Origin of the sequence: Bradyrhizobium jicamae (assembly GCF_018130695.1) — a bacterium.
GTDB classification, from domain to species: domain Bacteria; phylum Pseudomonadota; class Alphaproteobacteria; order Rhizobiales; family Xanthobacteraceae; genus Bradyrhizobium; species Bradyrhizobium jicamae_B.
Map to the genome: position 1 here is coordinate 56581 of NZ_JAFCJX010000028.1, position 18875 is coordinate 75455.

20 protein-coding genes are annotated in these 18875 nt (G+C 63.4%); 8 read left to right on the top strand and 12 right to left on the bottom strand.

Translation table 11 applies throughout. The features are described from left to right. Positions 1–1494: 1494 nt before the first annotated feature. A complete protein-coding gene (locus JQ604_RS32060; RefSeq protein ID WP_212364706.1) occupies positions 1495–1668 on the bottom strand; it encodes a hypothetical protein in 174 nt (57 codons plus the stop codon). 1122 nt (positions 1669–2790) lie between these two features. Here JQ604_RS32060 and JQ604_RS32065 point away from each other — a divergent pair. After that, positions 2791–3012, top strand: a complete 222-nt coding sequence (locus JQ604_RS32065) for a hypothetical protein (protein ID WP_212364707.1) — start codon at positions 2791–2793, stop codon at positions 3010–3012. Between the two features lie 205 nt (positions 3013–3217). Here the strand turns inward: JQ604_RS32065 and JQ604_RS32070 are convergent, their stop codons facing one another. The 3 genes from JQ604_RS32070 to JQ604_RS32080 all read right to left on the bottom strand — a co-directional run bounded on the left by JQ604_RS32070 (position 3218) and on the right by JQ604_RS32080 (position 6280). Next, positions 3218–3640, bottom strand: coding sequence for a hypothetical protein (locus JQ604_RS32070; RefSeq protein WP_212364708.1), 423 nt, complete (start codon positions 3638–3640; stop codon positions 3218–3220). Positions 3641–3801: 161 nt separating this feature from the next. Continuing rightward, entirely contained in the window at positions 3802–4140 is a 339-nt protein-coding gene (locus JQ604_RS32075) for a DUF1236 domain-containing protein (RefSeq protein ID WP_212364709.1), read from the bottom strand. 1045 nt (positions 4141–5185) lie between these two features. Further along, a complete protein-coding gene (locus JQ604_RS32080) occupies positions 5186–6280 on the bottom strand; it encodes a rhomboid family intramembrane serine protease (protein ID WP_212364710.1) in 1095 nt (364 codons plus the stop codon). Positions 6281–6360: 80 nt separating this feature from the next. Between JQ604_RS32080 and JQ604_RS32085 the strand changes: the two genes are divergently transcribed. Both JQ604_RS32085 and JQ604_RS32090 read left to right on the top strand, forming a co-directional pair. Further along, a complete protein-coding gene (locus JQ604_RS32085) occupies positions 6361–6531 on the top strand; it encodes a hypothetical protein (RefSeq protein WP_212364711.1) in 171 nt (56 codons plus the stop codon). A gap of 262 nt (positions 6532–6793) precedes the next feature. Beyond that, on the top strand, positions 6794–8155 hold the full coding sequence (locus tag JQ604_RS32090; protein WP_212364712.1) for a S41 family peptidase: 1362 nt from the start codon (positions 6794–6796) through the stop codon (positions 8153–8155). A gap of 177 nt (positions 8156–8332) precedes the next feature. On the opposite strand, the gene JQ604_RS32095 is transcribed toward JQ604_RS32090, so the two are convergent. Then, positions 8333–8746, bottom strand: a complete 414-nt coding sequence (locus tag JQ604_RS32095; protein WP_212364713.1) for a winged helix-turn-helix transcriptional regulator — start codon at positions 8744–8746, stop codon at positions 8333–8335. A 221-nt stretch (positions 8747–8967) separates the two neighbouring features. Between JQ604_RS32095 and JQ604_RS32100 the strand changes: the two genes are divergently transcribed. Next, positions 8968–10098 (top strand): L-dopachrome tautomerase-related protein, encoded by a 1131-nt coding sequence (locus JQ604_RS32100; protein WP_212364714.1) that lies wholly within the window; start codon positions 8968–8970, stop codon positions 10096–10098. A 263-nt stretch (positions 10099–10361) separates the two neighbouring features. Further along, complete coding sequence (locus tag JQ604_RS32105; RefSeq protein WP_212364715.1) at positions 10362–10766, top strand: hypothetical protein; 405 nt, start codon at positions 10362–10364, stop codon at positions 10764–10766. Between the two features lie 66 nt (positions 10767–10832). Here the strand turns inward: JQ604_RS32105 and JQ604_RS32110 are convergent, their stop codons facing one another. Then, positions 10833–11444 carry a TetR/AcrR family transcriptional regulator gene (locus JQ604_RS32110; protein WP_212364716.1) on the bottom strand — a complete coding sequence of 204 codons (612 nt, stop codon included), beginning with the start codon at positions 11442–11444 and terminating at the stop codon, positions 10833–10835. Between the two features lie 136 nt (positions 11445–11580). On the opposite strand from JQ604_RS32110, the gene JQ604_RS32115 reads away from it, so the two are divergent. Then, a complete protein-coding gene (locus tag JQ604_RS32115) occupies positions 11581–11763 on the top strand; it encodes a hypothetical protein (protein ID WP_212364717.1) in 183 nt (60 codons plus the stop codon). After that, the gene (locus JQ604_RS32120; RefSeq protein WP_212364718.1) at positions 11760–12272 is read left to right on the top strand and encodes a hypothetical protein; all 513 of its coding nucleotides are present in this window, start codon (positions 11760–11762) and stop codon (positions 12270–12272) included. Before JQ604_RS32115 ends, JQ604_RS32120 begins: the two co-directional genes overlap by 4 nt. Before the next feature lie 171 nt (positions 12273–12443). Here JQ604_RS32120 and JQ604_RS32125 read toward each other — a convergent pair whose 3' ends face one another. From JQ604_RS32125 to JQ604_RS32135, 3 genes are all read right to left on the bottom strand, one after another. Further along, positions 12444–12680: a type II toxin-antitoxin system HicA family toxin gene (locus JQ604_RS32125; protein WP_212364719.1), complete on the bottom strand. Its 237-nt coding sequence runs from the start codon at positions 12678–12680 to the stop codon at positions 12444–12446. Between the two features lie 2 nt (positions 12681–12682). Continuing rightward, complete coding sequence (locus JQ604_RS32130; protein ID WP_212364720.1) at positions 12683–12913, bottom strand: type II toxin-antitoxin system HicB family antitoxin; 231 nt, start codon at positions 12911–12913, stop codon at positions 12683–12685. 185 nt (positions 12914–13098) lie between these two features. Further along, positions 13099–15834, bottom strand: a complete 2736-nt coding sequence (locus JQ604_RS32135; protein WP_212364721.1) for a bifunctional diguanylate cyclase/phosphodiesterase — start codon at positions 15832–15834, stop codon at positions 13099–13101. 436 nt (positions 15835–16270) lie between these two features. Between JQ604_RS32135 and JQ604_RS32140 the strand changes: the two genes are divergently transcribed. Next, on the top strand, positions 16271–16435 hold the full coding sequence (locus JQ604_RS32140; RefSeq protein ID WP_212364722.1) for a Flp family type IVb pilin: 165 nt from the start codon (positions 16271–16273) through the stop codon (positions 16433–16435). Positions 16436–16461: 26 nt separating this feature from the next. Here JQ604_RS32140 and moaC read toward each other — a convergent pair whose 3' ends face one another. Genes moaC through trpD form a run of 3 tightly spaced genes read right to left on the bottom strand, consistent with a single transcriptional unit; the run spans position 16462 to position 18813 of the window. Beyond that, positions 16462–16965, bottom strand: a complete 504-nt coding sequence (moaC, locus tag JQ604_RS32145) for a cyclic pyranopterin monophosphate synthase MoaC (protein WP_212364723.1) — start codon at positions 16963–16965, stop codon at positions 16462–16464. A 3-nt stretch (positions 16966–16968) separates the two neighbouring features. Then, on the bottom strand, positions 16969–17790 hold the full coding sequence (gene trpC / locus JQ604_RS32150) for an indole-3-glycerol phosphate synthase TrpC (protein WP_212364724.1): 822 nt from the start codon (positions 17788–17790) through the stop codon (positions 16969–16971). A gap of 9 nt (positions 17791–17799) precedes the next feature. Continuing rightward, entirely contained in the window at positions 17800–18813 is a 1014-nt protein-coding gene (trpD, locus tag JQ604_RS32155; RefSeq protein ID WP_212364725.1) for an anthranilate phosphoribosyltransferase, read from the bottom strand. Between the last annotated feature and the right edge of the window lie 62 nt (positions 18814–18875).

Sequence of the window (18875 nt, forward strand, 5' to 3'; positions counted from 1 at the left end):
GCCTTTTTTCTGCCCGATGTCGGCAGCTAGGGGGCGATCACTGCCAGGAGCACAATGACGGCGAGCGACATAAGGATCATAAGCAGATCGATTGTGAGCCAATTGGGCATGCCGTCTTGAGGATCTTCCATGGCATGAGCCTCCATGTGGAATGGATGCTGAAACGGAAGAACGCGGAGCGATATGATCTGCTTCACCTTGTGAGACCTTTTGAAGTGAAAATAGTATACGCGGATTCACATGGGTGATGGATCGGAAGGGGGTATCGGGAAAAGCTGGAAAGTCCGGGGAGCTGGGTCTTTTCATCTCGCAGGTTTTTCAACCCGGAGGGCCGTTGCGGAAGCACCGGCCCTTTCGCTCTAAGGCTGATCGGCGGTTGGATGCCGTTCACGCCGCGCGTCCAAGAGACGGTCCCGGCAAACGCCCCCCGGCCGGGGCCGTTCCCGCGCGCGCCACTCACTCGCGAGAGCGAATTACGGCAACGGCTCTTTTGAAGTGCTCCTTCAGAGCAGTCATCGGTTCCGCGGCACATGGCTAAACTCCCTTGGCCGACCGGGCCTAGCTACCCAGCCCCGGACCCGGAGAGCAGGCGGCCCCGTTTTCGCGATGCAAAGCGGGGCCGCTTTGGCGCATTTGCGCAAATTGTGGTCTTGGCCGACTTATCGTGCTGACTATTTCTGTAGAGGCTCTGATGCTTCACTGAGCCGAATAAAAACCGCCTTCTGCGTGATCGCCTTTGCGGGACGGCAGGAGGCGGTGGGGTTAGACGGCATTCCATGCGCGAGCGCCTCATGCTGACGCTCGGACGAATTCTGATATTGTCGGGAAGAAGTGGAAATCGACGCCCGCGCGAAACTAGCTAGCTGGCGGATCGTTAGCTGATCGGGTGCCCCGACCGCATCGGCATCCAAGGACGGCCCCGGCCACCAAGCCCCCCCAACCCCAAGCCGGGGCCGTTTCTTTTAGACAAAGAGAGACCGCCAACGTGGTGACCTCTGAATCTATTCAGGCGGGCGCAGCGGGGACTTGGTGTAATCGGGAGAGGAGTGGCTGTCAGCACCAGCTGATCGCAGCCATACAGACCGCGAAAGTAAAAAAGTCCTGGCCCCAGCGAAATCGCCAGAATGGTTGCCGTGCCTCCCAACGCAGGAACCTCGGCGCGGGTCCTATGCCCTTGCCCGGCGATCGGATAACTGGAATTGCGATGAACCAGCGATGTTGGACCGCCGGGGTGCCTGCTTTTCAAAGGGACAGTGAGGGATGGATCATTCGTGGATCGTCGCAATACTGATTGGTCTCGCCGTGGCGCTAGGGCTCGCCATCGATTTTTTGCTTCACCCTGAAGTTATCGGCGGCTAGTGCCTCCGATCCTCCACTGAGAATTATGCCGCGCGCGCCGCAGGCCTTGCAAACGAGCCGAGGCCCCAGGTCCGACACCCGATCGGGTCAGCGGTCGACGTCGTCCGACGGCAGGCTGATGTTGCAGCTGCACCTTTAATCGACGCAGAGCGCGATCGGGCCGCGAACGCCGGTCGCGCGCATCTCGCCCAGCGTGATCTTGACCGGGCGGCCATCGGGCAGGGTGGTGCGGTTTTCAGGCGGGCAATGCGCATGGCGCGATGATTGCGCTGCGAGCGGTGAGAGTGGAGCCGCTGCAAGTCGGGCCACGGTCCGCAATTGTCACGAGATATTGGTGAAGCGTTCCGAAATCGCCTCGGTTTTCGCTGTTACGGAAGATCGCGACAGCCGCGGGGAAGCGGCCCCAGCTGGGGCTGGGGGCTTCTGGGGCCGCCCATTTCAACCGCTGGCGACCTAGGACAAGCAAGCCAACGGTGAGTCACGTTACCGCGGCTCGGTTGAATCGCTCCGAACTAGTTTGGATTACCTCTGTGGGCGGTGCCGCTGAATGCCGATGTGGCGCGCGCATCCAGCGTCGTCATGGCAAAGTTCTCGTGGCAGCAATGCGGAAGTCGCGCGCCAAGCTGGCGCGGCCGCAATAACGCATGTTAAGATTGCCAAATTTTCCTGGATTCAGAACCTCTGCCGCACTGCACACTCGGTCCGCCGGTTCAGTTACGTGGGAGCTCGCAGGAGTGGCCCTGCCGCAAGGCAGATGCATGACAATGTTCAATAGTGAACTGACTGGGGTGTGCCTAAGCCGTAAAGAACGGGCATTGCCCAAACATGTGAAATTGCTTGTTGGACTTCGAGCCCGGCCCCTGTGCCGGGCTTTTTGTTGACCCGCGTCGGTGCCGGCGTTTCCGGTCGTTCGGGCGTACTGACTTACTGGCGCCGCCGGAGTTGCAGCAGCGGCGTTGGACGATCTTGGCGTGGTTGTCGAGCGCGTCTGCGCTCGGTATCTTCCGCTGGTGCAGAGTCGAGGTGTGGAATGCCGCGGCTTCTTCCGTCAAAATCCTGCTCGAAGTGCCAAGGTCCGCTCCGCCGCGAGCCGTGCCTGCTGGGTGCGATCTATGTTTGCGAGCGATGCGATCGCGGCGATCCGATGGACAGTGCCGATCCGTGGATCAACGGTGAGCTCAAGCCTCCAGCTACATCTCTGGCGCAACGTTCTGAAGCGCGCACGCAAATGGGCGGAGGAGATCTGTCGGCTCGGCACTCGAGTTAGCTGCAATTTCTTCTCCTTCCCCTTGAGCGCGCAAGATCGGGATGAGGAGGGCCATGCCCTGCGGCTTGGCCGCGCCCCGGTCGAGAGCTCCGCCCACCATCGTCGGAGCTACACGTTTTTACCGCTTGTTAGAAACCTAATGCCCGCTTCCGCAATTGTTGGAGATGCAGAGCGCTCATGACATCCACGTGGTGCGCGTCACGACCGACGACGGAGAACGCCAGCTCTGGCTCGCGGCGACCGAGCGCGACGAAGCCGTGGACCGGGTGCTTGACGCGATCCCGGAAGGGTGGACGGCCACACTGATCGAGCGGAAGCTGAGCGACGAGCACGCTGCGAGCCTGAACATGGCGCCCGGAGAAATCCGTCACCATCAACTGTCGTGAGGGCGGCCGTCATCCCGGCGGCATCTGCCAATTTCGCAGGCCAGACCAACTTAAGTTAGCGCTGGATCCGGCGCCATGGCACAAGCTGGCGGCCATGAACAGCACCGGCCTGCACGTCGCGCTTGCATTGATCTGGGTCGCGATCCTCGCGCTCAGCCTGGCCTGGATCCTCGTGAGCTAGCCGCCTCTGCGGGGAGATCCTCAATCACTGCCGGTTGCCTCGCTTGGTCCGTTGCGGGGCCGGTGCGGAGCTCTCGGCTTTCGCGGATTCCAGGGAGTTGACCCGCGCGCTGAGCGCACCGAGTTGGTCAGACAGCAGCTTTTGCTCGCCCCGCTGGGCTGACGTCTTCTGTTGGACGTCATTGATTTGAGCCGTCAGCTTTTCCTGGGCCGACCGGATTTCCTGCAACGCCTGTTGAACCGACGACAGGCTCTGCTTGATCTGGTCGATCGCCGGGTCTGGAGCAGCGGCGACCGCGGCGTGGTCTTGCGAGTCGGCCAGCCTTGTCGCGCTGCTGTAGCTCATCCACAGCGCGGCTGAGGCGATGAGGAGGGCGAGGAGCGCCACGAGGAGTGCCGGCAGTGCCGCGCGTGGCCGTGGGTCGGCGAACATTGAATGGTCGGTCATGGCGAGGCTCCAATTGCCGAAGAGCCCGGTCCGTTCGGACCGGGCTCGTAGTTGAGCTGAGTGCACGTGCGCCAACCGATATCCGGCGCCAACGTCCACGATGACGGCAGGAATCGCCCAAAGCAAAATCACGGGCATTGTCGAAAGGCGTTCGTGCGTGCTCAGTCGACCTCGTGCACCACGGTGCGCGACGCGGGATCAACCAGCATCACGCGATCGCCGGAATACACATAGCGATACTTGGTGACGGTGGGACCCCAATCCGACGGCACGGCCTGCAGCTCGACATCGGCCGGGACCTTGGCGCCGACGATGATCCTCTCACGTGACTCGACCGGGCGGATCTTGTGCTCGGTGACGTAGCTCTTGATCTTGGTGCGGTATTGCGGCTCGATCTGGATCGACGACGTCGCCGCGCCGGTGGTCACAGTGGTCTGCGCGTGGGCGGCCATGGGACCCGCGAGCGCCGTTGCCATGGCGAGCATGACGATTTTCTTCATGAGTGTCCTCCTGTTGCCGCATCAGATGCGGTGCCGGGCACAACAGGTCGGCTCCAACATGGTTCCTATGGAACTTCAGAGATCGGGAAAATGCGGCATGCGGATACGCAGAAGCGCGAGGTCACGTCCGAAGCGAATGGTTCAGTATCGATCTGTGCGATGAGACTTCAGCGCTTCTTCAGCGTGCTGCGAAACGCCCACCTCAGCCCGAGGCGCAGGGCCAGAATGAGAATGGCGAGCACGACAATAATGCCCAGCATGATTTCGAATGCGATCTCAAACATAACGAAATCCATTTTTGTCTAGATGGTGCGGAACCTACCTTGCAATCGATGCCTGCTTGTTCGTCGGCCGCACAGGCGTCGCCTGCAGCCCCGATCTCCTGTGCAGCATCCAGGCGGCGCGGTCACAACATGCGCGCACGATCGGGGTTCCCCTAAGGGTGGGAAAAAGATGTAGCAGCTTTGGCGCAAGCGCAACTGAGCGATGGCGGCGCACCTCCATACCTGCTCTCCGTCGATAGGCCGCGCGATGGGCATCCGCGGCGCGCCGCCGGCGACGAAACACGTTTGAAACAGAGCTGAAACCAGATTGCGTGAACCCAGCCAAATCTTCGCCCGTCTAACGGGGGTGATTGAGGAGATAGCCATGCGCAAGATGATTCAGGTTGGTTCCAAGGAAGAAGTCGAATTGCTGCTCGCCCTGTTCGGTTCGCGCAACGAGCCGTCCAAGGAAAAGGCGCCGCGGTCGCCGCGCTGACATCGCTTTCGGAGGTTTGCTCTGCGCATCGTTTCGACGCGACGCGCGGAGCGAGGCGTTACGGCGTCGGTTCGCTCATTGGCTTGCCCTTGTCGATGATGGGCCGTCAGCATCTTGAGCGGCTTGTCGCCGCCAATCTTGTAGCGCGCATGCGCTACGTCCCGCACGTTGATCACGGCGCACCGGCCGGAAACGGTACTTCCATGCCGTCTGGCATGACGCGTGTGGCGCCTTCCAGAACATAGACGCGTAATCGCTCATTCGGGCGACGGCACCGTTCCTTGGCTTAAAGCCCGTGGCGGCGGCTGCGTTCAGCGCGCAGCGAGGTGGCGACGAAGCCGACGTCCTCGAGGCCGCGACGCATGTCGTTGGAGCAGGCGAGCAGGGTGACCGCAGCCGCGCCGAGCGCGACCACCGCTGTCACGAGCAGGGGGCTGGCGCAGAAGCTGCTGACGAAATCGTCGATCGGCGCGGCGCCGGTCGACCGCTGCATCACGCAGGCAGCGGAGGATAGTAGCCAGCCGCCGAGCAGCAGGCCCGCCGCGTTCGCCGCCGCAAGCGCGATCACGGTGATGGCGAGGCCTTTCCTGATCGAGAGCACGAGGTCGGTCAGCTTGACGACGACGCAAAACGCGACGGTGAAGGCGATAGCCGCAACGCCTGCGGATGCGCCGCCACCGATCGCCCGCGCCAGACCGCTCAGGATCACGAGCGCAGCGGCGATCGCGAGCAGCAGCAGGTTGACCTTGACGAATTCGGGGAATTTGCAGCGCAGCCAGCGGCCGTTCAGCTTCTCGATGAGGTCGAGCACGGCGCAGGCGATCAGACCCACGGCGAATCCGCCGAGATGGATCTGCCAGTTGATGCCGGAGTTGCTGAGCGCGAATGCGACGTTCAATCCGATGTTGATCACGAAGAAGTCGGCGCGAACCTCGAGCTTGCCGAGGATGTACAGACAGAGCAGCGCGCCGAGCAGGCCCGAGGTCGCGCCGGAGGCGCCGACGGTCAGATATGGGCTGTGATGCAGGGCGTCACCGATGATGGCGCCGAGAATCATCGAGGCGAGATAGATGAACAGGAAGTAGGCCGCGCCGACGCGCCGCTCCAGATGCGCGCCCCACAGCACCAGGCACAGCATGTTGGTGGTGAGGTGCACGAAATTGACGTGCAGGAAGCCGTAGGCGACGAGCCGCCAATAATCATGCCGCGCCAGCGCCGTCGAATACATGCCGCCGTAGCGAAACAGCAGATCCGACGATGCCGACGGACCTTCGGACTGGATGAAGCAAAAACCCGACAGCAGCACGGTCGCCGTCATCAGGGCGTAGACCGCGGCGTGAGGGGTTTCGAAGAAGCCGGGGCTGGCGCGGTACGATGCCATCGGGGAATCGCGAGCAGGAGGCGGGAGCTTGAGCGTAGCGGAGTTGTCGCGCGATTGCAGCCGAAGGTGCGCGGCGGGGAATGGTGCGGGGCTACTGGCCCGATCACAAGCCGTTGTTCGCGTGGTTCTTCTGTCGGGTGCCGCTTCCGGAATATGTCCGCCGGCAGGCCGATATCATGACCATGGCGGTCGGCCTGATCGTCCATGGTGATCGGCTTGAACAGGTCGTGAGGGAAAACAAGCGGATTTGATCGCCATCGGCCGGAAAATCCTCAATGATCTCAATTGGCCGAAGGGGTGTGGCGCGGGACTTCGGAACCGGCCGTCGGCCTCGCAAAACGGGCTCCAAAATTGGCTCGACCGGGCCGAAAAGGCTTTCCTGACGGGCCGTAATGGTCCGGGGCGGTCGGCCTTGATCCGACCAAAAAGCCAGTGTGAGTTGCCGATACCGGGGTGGGTGGCCGATTTGTGTTTCAGAACATTGCCGGCCCGAGCGCAAAAAGGACGCGGATAATGCGGAAGAATGTCGGCTTTCTCCTGGGTACGGTTGCGGGCGCGTGTCTCACTCTCCTCGTTACCGCGCCGCAGGGGGCGAACCTCGTCGCCGTCGCCAAGGCCGCCGTCCGATCCGACACCTATTCGCAGCTCAATCTGTTCGGCGAGGTGTTTGAGCGCGTCAAAACCGACTACGTCGAAAAGCCCGAGGATTCCGCGCTGGTCGAGGGCGCCATCAACGGCATGATTTCCTCGCTCGATCCGCATTCGCGCTACATGAACGCGAAGGGCTGGGCCGACATGCAGGAGACGACGCGAGGCGAGTTCGGCGGGCTCGGCATCGAGGTCACGATGGAGGACGGCCTCGTCAAGGTCGTCGCGCCGATCGACGATACGCCGGCCTCACGCGCGGGCATCATGTCCGGCGACGTCATCACTGCGATCGACGACGACTCGATCCAGGGCATGACGCTGGACCAGGCCGTCAACAAGATGAAGGGCGCGCCCGACAGCAAGATCAAGCTGAAGATCATCCGCAAGGATGCCGACAAGCCGATCGATGTCGCCATCGTCAGAGAGATCATCCGCGTCCGCCCGGTGCGCTTCCACGCCGAGGGCAACGACATCGGCTATATCCGCATTACCTCGTTCAATGAGCAGACTACCGACGGCTTGCGCAAGGCGATCACCGAAATCTCCAAGCAGATCCCGCAGGACAAGCTCGCCGGCTACGTCATCGACCTCCGCAACAATCCCGGCGGCCTGCTCGACCAGGCGGTGTCGGTCACCTCGACGCTGATGCAGCGGGGTGAGGTGGTCTCGACCCGCGGCCGCAATCCCGAAGAGACCCAGCGCTTCACCGCGCGCGGCGGCGACATGACCAAGGGCAAGCCGCTGGTGGTGCTGATCAACGGCGGCTCGGCCTCGGCCTCCGAGATCGTGGCCGGCGCGCTGCACGACCACAAGCGTGCGACGCTGATCGGCACCCGCTCGTTCGGCAAGGGCTCCGTGCAGACCATCATTCCGCTCGGTAGCGGCAACGGCGCACTGGCGCTGACCACCGCGCGCTACTACACGCCGTCGGGCCATTCGATCCAGGCGCTCGGTATCAAGCCCGATATCGAGGTGCTGCAGGACGTGCCTGACGAGTTCAAGACCCGCTCAGAGATCAAGGGCGAGATCTCGATGCGCGGACACCTGGCCGGAGAAAGTCCCGAGCAGAGCGGCTCGCCGGTCGGCTCGCAATCCTACGTCCCGCCGGACGAGAAGAACGACAAGGCGCTGATCGCCGCCTACAACCAGCTCCGCGGCGTCAGCGTCAATGCCGACGCCAAGGCCGCCGACACGAAGACGGCCACCAAGCGGCCGGTTCCGAACTAGGTCCGGCGCCGGGCTCTCTGCTGAGGTTTACGTATCGCGATGGCCGGGCTTGTCCCGGCCATTTGCTTTTTTTGCGCACAGCGAATGCAACCCGGATGAGCGAGCGCAATATCCGGGGACGGACCGATCCCGCATGTCGCTTCCGCCTTCGCTCTCTGAGCTGCGGCGGACAAGCCGCTATGCAGTCACCGCAGTTTTCGGAAGCGCGGTCTGGGCGAGTTGCGTGTTTGCATTGAGCACAAGCGGACGCGACCTGCGCTCTGCAAGATAGTCGTTGCCCCAACTCCAGAGCATGCGCACGACCGGTTCGAGCGATCGCCCGAGCGTCGTCAGCGAATACTCCACGCGCAGCGGCACCTGCGCGTAGATCTCGCGATGGATCAGCCCGTCGGCTTCGAGCTCGCGCAGTTGTCGCGTCAGCATGCGCTGGGTGATGCGTGAGAGGCGGCGTCGGAGCTCGTTGAAACGGACGGTGTCGTCGAGCAGATGATAGAGGATCACCGCCTTCCACTTGCCGTCGATCAGATCGAGCGTCGCCTCCACGGGACAGCCGGCCGTGCAGTCATAGGTCTTGGCGCCGAGCTTCGTCATGGTGGTTCACTCCGTGATACCAGGGGACAGAACAGTGCGTAATTGTCAGTGTTTAAAATAGCGCGCAACGTCGCGCTCGCAAAGGTCGATGTGAGCGGCGAGCGCGACATGCGTGATGCCGATCATGCGACCTCGCAAAAAAATCCCTCGCACCCACAGCCGGCGAAAGACCGGCCGAGTGCGCATGGGATCTTCAATGGGAAACACAAGGAGAGAGCAACGTGAGAAGCGCGGGACGAGGGATTCGATTTGCGAGCTTTGCGGTCGCAGCCGTGATGGCGACGTCGGCGCAAGCCGACAACGGCGGCCCCAAGGCGGAGGTGTTTGCGAAACTGCCGCAGTCGGTCGGCAATATCGCGTTCACGCCGGACAACCAGCTGATCTTCAGCCACCATCCATTCTACAGCCCCGACGTTCGCGTCGCGCGGCTGACCTCGCCGACGACGTTCGAGCCGTTCCCGAACGCCGAATGGAATACGCCGCGCAAGGGCACCGACCAGTATCTCGACAACGTGCTTGGCCTGCGTTCCGACGAAGCCGGTGTGGTCTGGATCATCGACATGGGCTTCCGGACGAACATTACGCCAAAGCTGGTCGGCTGGAATACCCGCACCAACAAGCTCGAACGCATCTACTACATGCCGGAGCCGGTCACCGTGAAGGGATCGCAGCCGCAGGACCTCGTGATCGACCAGAAGAACCGCAAGTTCTACATCGCCGACGAGAATATCGGACCGGGCGGCGATGGATCGCACGCTGCGATCATCGTGATCGACATGGACACCGGCATCGCCCGCCGCGTGCTTGACGGCGACAAGTCGACCGTGCCGGAGAACGTTCCGATCACCGTCGACGGCAACGACCTGACCGTGCCGGGCAAGGACGGCAAGCCAGGGATCATCAAGGTCGGCTGCGACGGCATCACCATGGACGTCAGATCCGAGTGGGTCTATTTCGCGCCGCTCAGCGGCAAGTCGCTGTACCGCATCAAGACGGCCGATCTTGCCAATGACAAGCTCGGCTCGGAGGAATTGAGCGCCAAGGTCGAGCGCTACTCGGACAAGCCCAACAATGGCGGCCTGTCGATCGACTATGCCGGCAACATCTATCTCACGGCCGTGGAAACCAAGTCGATCGGCATCATCGGAGCGGACCGCAAGTACCGCACCTATCTCAGCGACCGCGACATGGTCTGGCCCGACGGCATCACGGCCTCGGCCGACGGATACATGTATGTCTCGGCGTCCCAGGTGTCGGCGGCGGCGATGTTCCACGGCGGGAAAGCCGAGAACAAGACGCCGTATCTGATCTATCGGTTCAAGCCGGAGGCGGCGGGATATATTTCGCGTTAGGAGTCTTGGGATGGGTGGAGCGCCTGCTTCCGCCTTCGCTCTTTGAGCTACGGCGGACGAGGCGCTCCATCCGTCAGGGGGAAGACCCTCCAAGTGCCTCGTGTGCGGCACATGAGAGCATTGCAGGCAGCGCCGATCACATTTCGATCGCGCGAAATCGCGGGACGTTCACGTCGATTTGCTGCGTCGAATGGACGCGGTCGGTGTTTTGTTGAGCGGGTCGGCAATGCTGCCGGACCGTACAACAAGAAAAGGACAGGACAATGCTCAGGAAGTCGTTCGGTGCAGCCGCCGTGGCTGCAGCCGTCTTTGCCTTTGCGCCCGCACAGGCGAAGCACGTCCATCATCATGCAGCTAATGTCGGCGTCGGATGCAGTGGCGATAATTTCGCCAAGGCTGAAGGTGACGTCGAGACGATGGCCGACAGTCCCGGCAAGTTCATGGCGGAACGGGAGATCGCCGAGGCGCAAGACGACATGCTCGGCGGGAAGATGGGTGGGTGTGCCATTCATCTCAGCCGGGCTTTGCGTGACGAAAGCGTGGCGCAAGCGCCTTATCCGGGGACGATTGCTCCGGCGCCGTTCGCAGCCATCTCCGCACCAGCCCCGGCCGCCGTGCAAGGCACGCCATCGCAGTGGAATTGGACCCCGCTGCAAGGCGCGTATTGAGCGCGCGTCGCGACGATCGGTGGAGCGATATCGGGAGTGACGTTCGTCCCCGCATGTCGCTTCCGCTCAGGCGGTTTGCGAACTGCTCCCGTCATTCAAGCCTACGATCCCGTTGATCGCCAGCTGCCGAAACATCGCATCGACGCGGTCGGGCGGCAGCTTGGCGCCGCCGTCGAGCCACCAGGTCATCACGGCCATCAGGGCGCCGACCACGTACCGGACGGCAAACTCGCGCGGCACCGTGTCCGGCGCCGTCTTGTCGGTCGTCGCCGCGAGCTCGTTGCGCACGAGATCGGCAAGGATCTTGCGGATCGTCCCGAGCGCAATCTCGCCACCGCGGCCACCGATCAACGCCTTGTAGAGATCGATGTGATCGCGGGCATGCTCGAACATGGCGAGGCTGAAACCGAGGCGTCGATCCCGGCCGTTCTCCGGTTGCGCCAGCGCAGCCTTCTGCCGATCGAGCAGCGCCTTGCGCAGATGGTCGAGGCCGCTGCGGCGCAAATCGTCCTTGCCGGCGTAATGCGCGTAAAAGGTCGAGCGCCCGACATTGGCGGCGCTGCAGATGTCATCGACGGTGGTCGCCTCGTATCCCTTCGTCAGGATCAGTGAAATATGGGCTTGCTGCAGCATCGCCCTGGTGCGCGCGACGCGACGGTCGATCGGCTTGCTGGTCATCGCGGCATTTTTCCCGGTCAAGTCGGCCAAAGTGTCCGGTAACGGACGCCTGCGCCGGATCGTTCATTGACGGATTCCGGACAGGTTGTCTTTTATCGCACATTGCGTTCGTTTCGAAAATGCGAGGAAGCTCCGCTTGTCCGATCCGCGCTCTTACCCCGGCATGCCGCGCTGGTTGCGGGTCTCCGGCATTGCCGTCGCGATCGTGGTCCTGCTGCTGGTCGTGTTGCTGCACGCCAGCCGATCGCATCACCTCCTGCCATTCGCAGGACACCCCGATCACGACGCCGCGCACGCCATGCCCGAGAGCGGCCGATGACGATGCCGGTCCGCCTGCGCAAGTTTGCGTTGATCTTGCACGTGACAAGTTCGGTGGGCCTGCTGGGCGCGATCGCGGCCTTCCTGGTCCTCGCGGTCACCGGCGTGACCAGCCAGAACCTGCAGGTGGTCCGCGCGGTCTATCTCGCGATGCAGCCGATCGCCCGCCTCGTCATTGTCCCGATGGCGTTGGCGTCGCTGCTGACGGGGCTCGTCCAGTCATTGGCCACGCCCTGGGGGTTGTTTCGACACTATTGGGTGCTGGTCAAGCTGCTGCTGACCGTCGTCGCAGTGACGATCCTGCTGCTGAAGCTCGCGCTGATCGATCGCGCGGCCGAGCTCGCCACAGCAACGATCCTGCCGGCTGTCGATCTGCGCGAGGCGGGAGTTCAGCTCGCGGTCCATGCCGGCGGCGGCCTGCTGGTGCTGGTCGTGCCCGTGGTGCTCTCGATCTACAAACCACCGGGCCTGACACGCTACGGATGGCGAAAGCAAGCGCAGTCCCGATGAGCGCAACGACGAACCCATCCCAACATGTCGCGCGGCCGGGGGCGCTGCGTCGGCAACTGCCGGATTCTCGACGGCCGGCTTAGGTGCGCTGAACAGATAGCCTTGCATCTCTGAGATGCTTGACCTTGAGCTCCGCCGAGCAGGGCGCGGTATGGAGCGAGGAACAGAGGCTTAAAGAAGTTCGACGAACTCCTCCACGGTCAGGCCGGCCTGTCGAATGATCGAACGAAGTGTACCAGGCTTGAGATCGCGCCCAGCATGCACGGGAACGGTGACGGTTCGCGTCGGATCTCCAGGATAGACCAGCACATGATGGCTGCCGGTGACTCTGTTAACGACAAATCCAGCTTTCGTTAGAGCCTGGATGACACGCCTGCCATTGACGACGGGCAGCTTGTTGCCGCCCATACCTAGGCGGCGACCGTGACGCGGCGGATTTCGGGAAGAGCATCGACCGGAATCGTCATGCCCTGCTCTTGTCGATACTCGAGGACCGCTCGGATGGCTTCCTCGGCATTGGCAAGAGCTTCCCGCTCATCGTCTCCCTCGGTCACCACTTCCGGCAAGGCGGGTACGAGCACCGTAAAACCGCCGCCTTCCTGAGGCTCAAGGATGACGGAATAACTGTAGCTCGACGCCATGATGTGACTCCGGTAGCTCATACAATGCGTTGAGGTGCCGTCTATGGTATCAAACCCGCGGACTGCGTCAATTCGAGGTGATGAAACACCTCATCTGGAACGGGATCATCACAATGCCGTCGCGCTCATGCTGGCGACTTGCTGTGCCTGTCGGTCAGGACCGGCGATCGGCATCGGCGACTTGCTCAAGCCGTGCCCGCAACAGGCTTGCGCTTGCGGGTGCGTGGGGCCGCGGCAGCCGGGCCGCGGCGGTGCGTCAGCAACAGCTCGCGGATTTCCGCCGCGGGCTTCGGCGGGCTGAACAGATAGCCCTGCATTTCCGAGCAGCCGAGCTCGCGCAGCAATTGCTGCTGCTCCACGGTCTCGACGCCTTCGGCCGTTGTGGCCATCCGCCGCTCGGTCGCGATGTCGACCACCGCGCGGACGATGCCCGCTGATCCCTGCGGTTCGGCGATGTCGGTGACGAAGCAGCGGTCGATCTTGATCTTGTCGAAGGGAAAACGCTGCAAATAGCTCAGCGAGGAATAGCCGGTGCCGAAATCATCCAGCGCGATCCGCACGCCGACGGTGCGGAGCTGGTGCAGGATCGATAGCGCTGCCTCGTCGTCGCGGATCAGCACGGCCTCGGTGATCTCGAGCTCGAGGCGGCTCGCCGGCAGGCCGGAGGCAGCGAGCGCTGCGATCACCTTGAGCGCCAGCGTGCCGCTCCTGAACTGCACCGGCGAGACGTTGACCGCGAGGCGGATATTGTCCGGCCAGCTCGCGGCCTCCTTGCAGGCGGTCGTCAGCACCCATTCGCCGAGCTGATTGATCAGGCCGGTTTCTTCCGCAATCGGCACGAAATCCGCCGGCGAGATCATGCCGCGCTCGGGATGACGCCAGCGCACCAGCGCCTCGCAGCCGTTGATCGCGCCGGTCCTGAGCCCGAGGTAAGGCTGGTAATAGACTTCCAGCCCCGTGCCGTCGGCAATCGCGCGGCGCAAGTCCATCTCCAGGACGCGGCGGGCGCGCGCTTCGGCATCCATCGAGGCTGCGAAGAAGCGCGAGGTGCGGCGGCCGGCGGATTTCGCCGAATACATCGCCAGATCGGCGTTCTTCAGGATCTGGTCGAGATCGGTGCCGTCCTGCGGCGCCAGCGCGATGCCGATGCTGGCGTCCGTCGTCACCTGATGGCCGAGGCACTGATAGGGCGGGCGGATCGCGGCGTAGATGCGCGCGACGAGCTCGGTGACCTCGCTCGTGTTCTTCACGCCGGTCTGGACGATCGCGAACTCGTCGCCGCCGAGGCGAGCGACGAAATCGCCCTCCTGGACGATGCCGCTAAGGCTGCGCGCCACCGATTTCAGGAGCTCGTCGCCGACCATGTGGCCGAGCGAGTCGTTGACGCCCTTGAACTCGTCGATGTCGATATAGAGCACCGCGAGCTGGCGGTCTGGCGTGACATGGCGCAGCTCGCGCTTGATCTGTTCGTGGAACAGCGCGCGGTTCGGCAGGTCGGTCAGTGCGTCGTAATGGGCGAGGTGGGTGATGCGCTCCTCGGCGCGGCGGCGCTCGGTGATGTCCTCATGGGTCGCGACCCAGCCGCCGTCGGCAAGCGGCTCGTTGACGACCTGGATCGAGCGGCCGTCGGGCGTTGCGATCACCATCATGTTGCGCGTGGTGATGTCGCGCAGCACCAGGTTGACGTAACGGTCGACGTCGCCGGTGAACGAGCCGGTCTGCCGCCGATGCTCGATGACGTCGTGGAAGCTGCAGCCGGGCCTGACGATGTCGGCCGACAGTCCGTACATCTCGATATAGCGCTGGTTGCAGATCACCAGACGCTGCGATGAATCGAACAGCAGCAGGCCCTGCGTCATGTTGTTGACGGCGGTGTCGAGGCGGAGCTTCTCGATGGTCAGTCGCCGCTGCTGCGCCTGATGCTGCTGTAGCAGCTTGCGCACCACGAAATAGAGCAGGAGCGCGATCGCCAGCACCGAGGCACCGGCGACCGCGATCAGGATGTTGATCTGCTCGCGCCAGTCGGCGAGCGCGGCCTCCGTCGTGGTGGCGGCGACGATCACGATCGGAAATTTGGTCAGCGCACGCGACGAGATCACGCGGGCCTTGCCATCGAGCGGACTGATCAGTCGCTGGGTGGTCTGCGCCATCTCGAAGACGCGTTGCTGGCTCGCCGGTCCCGTGCGGTAGTTCTTTCCGATCAACTCATCGACATGCGGGTAACGGGCGATCAGCGTGCCGTCGCGGTGATGCATCGCGATCGCGGCACCGTCGCCGAGGGCTACGGTGGCAAAGAACTTCTCGAAATTGGCCGGCTCGATGCCGCGGCCGACCACGCCGAGGAACTCGCCGTTCGGACCGGTGACTTTGCGGGCGACCACGGTGGTCCAGACGCCGGTGACACGGCTGTAGACCGGCTCGACCAGCATGTCCGGCGAATAGGGGCTCGATTTGAAGATGCGGAAATAGGTGCGGTCGGCGGTCGTGACCTGCGGCGTCGGCCAACTCACCGACGTATTGATCAGATTGCCGTCGGCGTCGAACACACTCAGCGCGCCGACATAGGCCAGCGCGTCCATCTTGGACTTCAGCATCTGGTGGATGCCCTGGCCGGACATCCGCTGCTTGAAATTCTCCGGCGTGGTCGCTATTCCGTTCGCCTGCATGAAGGCGATCAGGTCCTTCTGGACGACGCCGAAATCCTCGAGCTGCTGGTCGAAATGGCGGGCCAGCAGCAGCACGGTGTTCTCCAGCTCGCGCTCGCTGTTGTGCAGCGCGCGTTCGCGGAAATTGCCGGCCATGATGGTGGCGCCGATCGCGATCGCGGCGATCAGCAGCGTGCCGCCGAGGATCAGCCAGCGGATCGGGCCGCCGCGCAAAACCGACGGGACGTGGAACGAGGCGATGCCGTTTGAATTCATAGACCAGGTCGCTTCCAGGCTTCTCTTCCGGAAGCAGGTCACAGCGCACCTCCGGCCAACGCCAATCGGTACCGGAATGAGATGGAGTTGGTGTTAGTAATCCTGGTTAATGAATGCTTAGCGGTGGTGGCGCGCTGCGATCACCACCGGCGCGCGACGAGAAAACCGTGCCACTACGGAGGCTGGCAACATCGCGACATCGATTTGTGCAAAATCGAAACACGTTGACGCTCTGAGAGACGGAACTCGCGCAAAAAAGTTCCGCAACGGGAACTGCAAATTTTGCCGCGTCAACGCGTCGCCCGGAATCCCTTGCCGAGTCCGAGATCGATGCAAGTTTCGATTCACAATCTAAGCCTATGCAAATGCTCAAAGCCGCAGCTGGCACGCAGCTTGCGAAGCGTTGGCACCAGTTCAGTACATGTGAGAGTTCAAAATGAAAAACCTTCTGCAGAAATTCATTGCTGATGAATCCGGCGCCACCGCGATCGAATACGGTCTGATCGCCGCCGGCATCGCCATCGCGATCATCAGCGCAGTGAAGGGTGTGGGCACGAAACTCTCGACGAACTTCGCGACGATCTCGACGTCGCTGAAATAGCAGCACTTCGTGCCAGGTGGGCGCGATCAATCGCCGGCGCGATAATGGCCGGACTTGCCGCCGAGCTTTTCCACCAGGTGGATGCCGTCGATGCGCACGCCGCGCTCGACGGCTTTGATCATGTCGTAGATGGTCAGGCAGGCGACCGACACGGCCGTCAACGCCTCCATCTCGACACCGGTCGGTCCCGTCACCTTCACGGTGGCGCGCACGATGCAGCCGGGCATCTTCTTGTCGGCCTCGATATCCAGCGTCACCTTCGATAGCGCCAGCGGATGACAGAGCGGGATCAGCTCCGAAGTCCGCTTCGCGGCCATGATGCCGGCGATGCGCGCGGTGCCCAGCACGTCGCCCTTCTTGGCATTGCCTGAAACGATCAAGTCCAGCGTCTGCTTGCTCATCAGCACGCGGCCTTCGGCGACCGCGGTGCGCTCGGTCGCGGGCTTGGCCGAGACGTCGACCATGCGCGCTTCGCCCTTGGCGTCGATATGGGTGAGGGCGCCGCTTTCGCCTGATACTTTTTTGGCCATGCCCTAGCGCGTTCCGGTCGCCCGCGGCGCGTCCTGGCGCGCCAGCAGCGTCCGCGTGGCCGCGGTGACGTCCTGCTGCCGCATCAGGCTCTCACCGACCAGGAAGGTCGACATGCCCACGCGTTCGAGGCGGGCGAGATCGTCAGGCGTGAAGATGCCGCTCTCGCCGACCATGACGCGTTCGCGCGGGATCAGCGGCGCCAGCGCCTCGCTGGTCGCAAGCGTCGTCTCGAAGGTGCGCAGATTGCGATTGTTGACGCCGATCATCGGCGAACGAAGTTTGAGGGCGCGATCGAGCTCGGCGCGGTCGTGGATCTCGATCAGCACGTCCATGCCGAGCGCAATCGCGGCGTCTTCGAGATCCTTGGCCACGGCATCGTCGAGCGCGGCCATGATGATCAGGATGCAGTCGGCGCCATGGGCGCGGGCTTCCACCACCTGATAGGTGTCGAACAGGAAATCCTTGCGCAGCACCGGCAGCGCGGTGGCGGCGCGCGCGGCGACCATGAAATCGAGATGGCCCTGGAACGACGGCGTGTCCGTCAGCACCGACAGGCAGGCCGCGCCGCCGGCCTCATAGGCCTTGGCCAGCACGGGCGGATCGAAATCGGCACGGATCAGGCCCTTGGAAGGCGAGGCCTTCTTGACCTCGGCGATCAGCGCGAAGTCGCCGCGCGCAAGCTTGTCCTTGATGGCGCGCAGGAACCCGCGTGGCGCCGACGCCGCCTTGGCCTGCGCCTCCACCTCGGCGAGCGGACGCGCGCGCTTGGCGGCGACGATCTCCTCCCGCTTGTAGGCCTCGATCTTGGTGAGGATGTCCGACATTGTCACGCCTCAGCTGTTCGAAACCGCAATCAAGTGTTTCAGCTTCGCGGCAGCCGCGCCGCTGTCGAGCGACCTGGCGCCGATCGCAACGCCTTCCTTCAAATCCTTGGCGCGGCCGGCGACGATCAGCGCCGCGGCGGCGTTGAGCAGCGCGACGTCGCGATAGGCGCTCGGCTTGCCGTTCAGCACGCTTTGCAGCGCGATCGCGTTGGCCTCGGCATCGCCGCCTTTCAGCGCATCGCCGCTGGCATGCTCGAGGCCGGCCTCCGCCGGCGTCACCTCGAACGTCCTGATCTCGCCATTCTCCAGGCTCGCGACAAAGGTCGGGCCGGTGAGGGTGATCTCGTCGAGCCCGTCGGAGCCGTGCACCACCCAGACCTTGTCGGAGCCGAGGTTCTTCAGCACCTGCGCCAGCGGCTGCACCCATTGCCGCGAGAACACGCCGACCATCTGCCGCTTCACGGCGGCCGGATTCGACAAGGGTCCGAGCAAATTGAAGATGGTGCGGGTGGCGAGCTCGACCCGGGTCGGGCCGACATTCTTCATCGCCGGATGATGGGCGGGCGCGAACATGAAGCCGATGCCGGCTTCGGCCACGCAGCGCCCGACGCGCTCCGGCGTCAGGTCGATCCTGACCCCGAGCGCGGCCAGCACGTCGGCGGCGCCCGATTTGGACGACAGCGCGCGGTTGCCGTGCTTGGCGATCGTGACGCCTGCGCCGGCCGCGATGAAGGACGCGCAGGTCGAGACGTTGACCGAGCCGGAGCCGTCGCCGCCGGTGCCGACGATGTCGACGGCGTCAGCGGGTGCCTTCACCGGCAGCATCTTGCCGCGCATCGCCGCCACCGCGCCGGTGATCTCGTCGACGGTTTCGCCGCGCACCCGCAGCGCCATCAAAAGGCCGCCCATCTGCGAGGGCGTGGCCTCGCCGGACATCATGCTGTCGAAGGCGCTCGAGGCCTCCTCACGCGTCAGCGTGGCGCCGGTGGCGACTTTGGCGATGATCGATTTCAGGTCATCCATGTGCGTACTTGCTCAGTTTGTCTTTGGAGCATGATCTTGTCGGAAAACCGGTTCCCACTTTT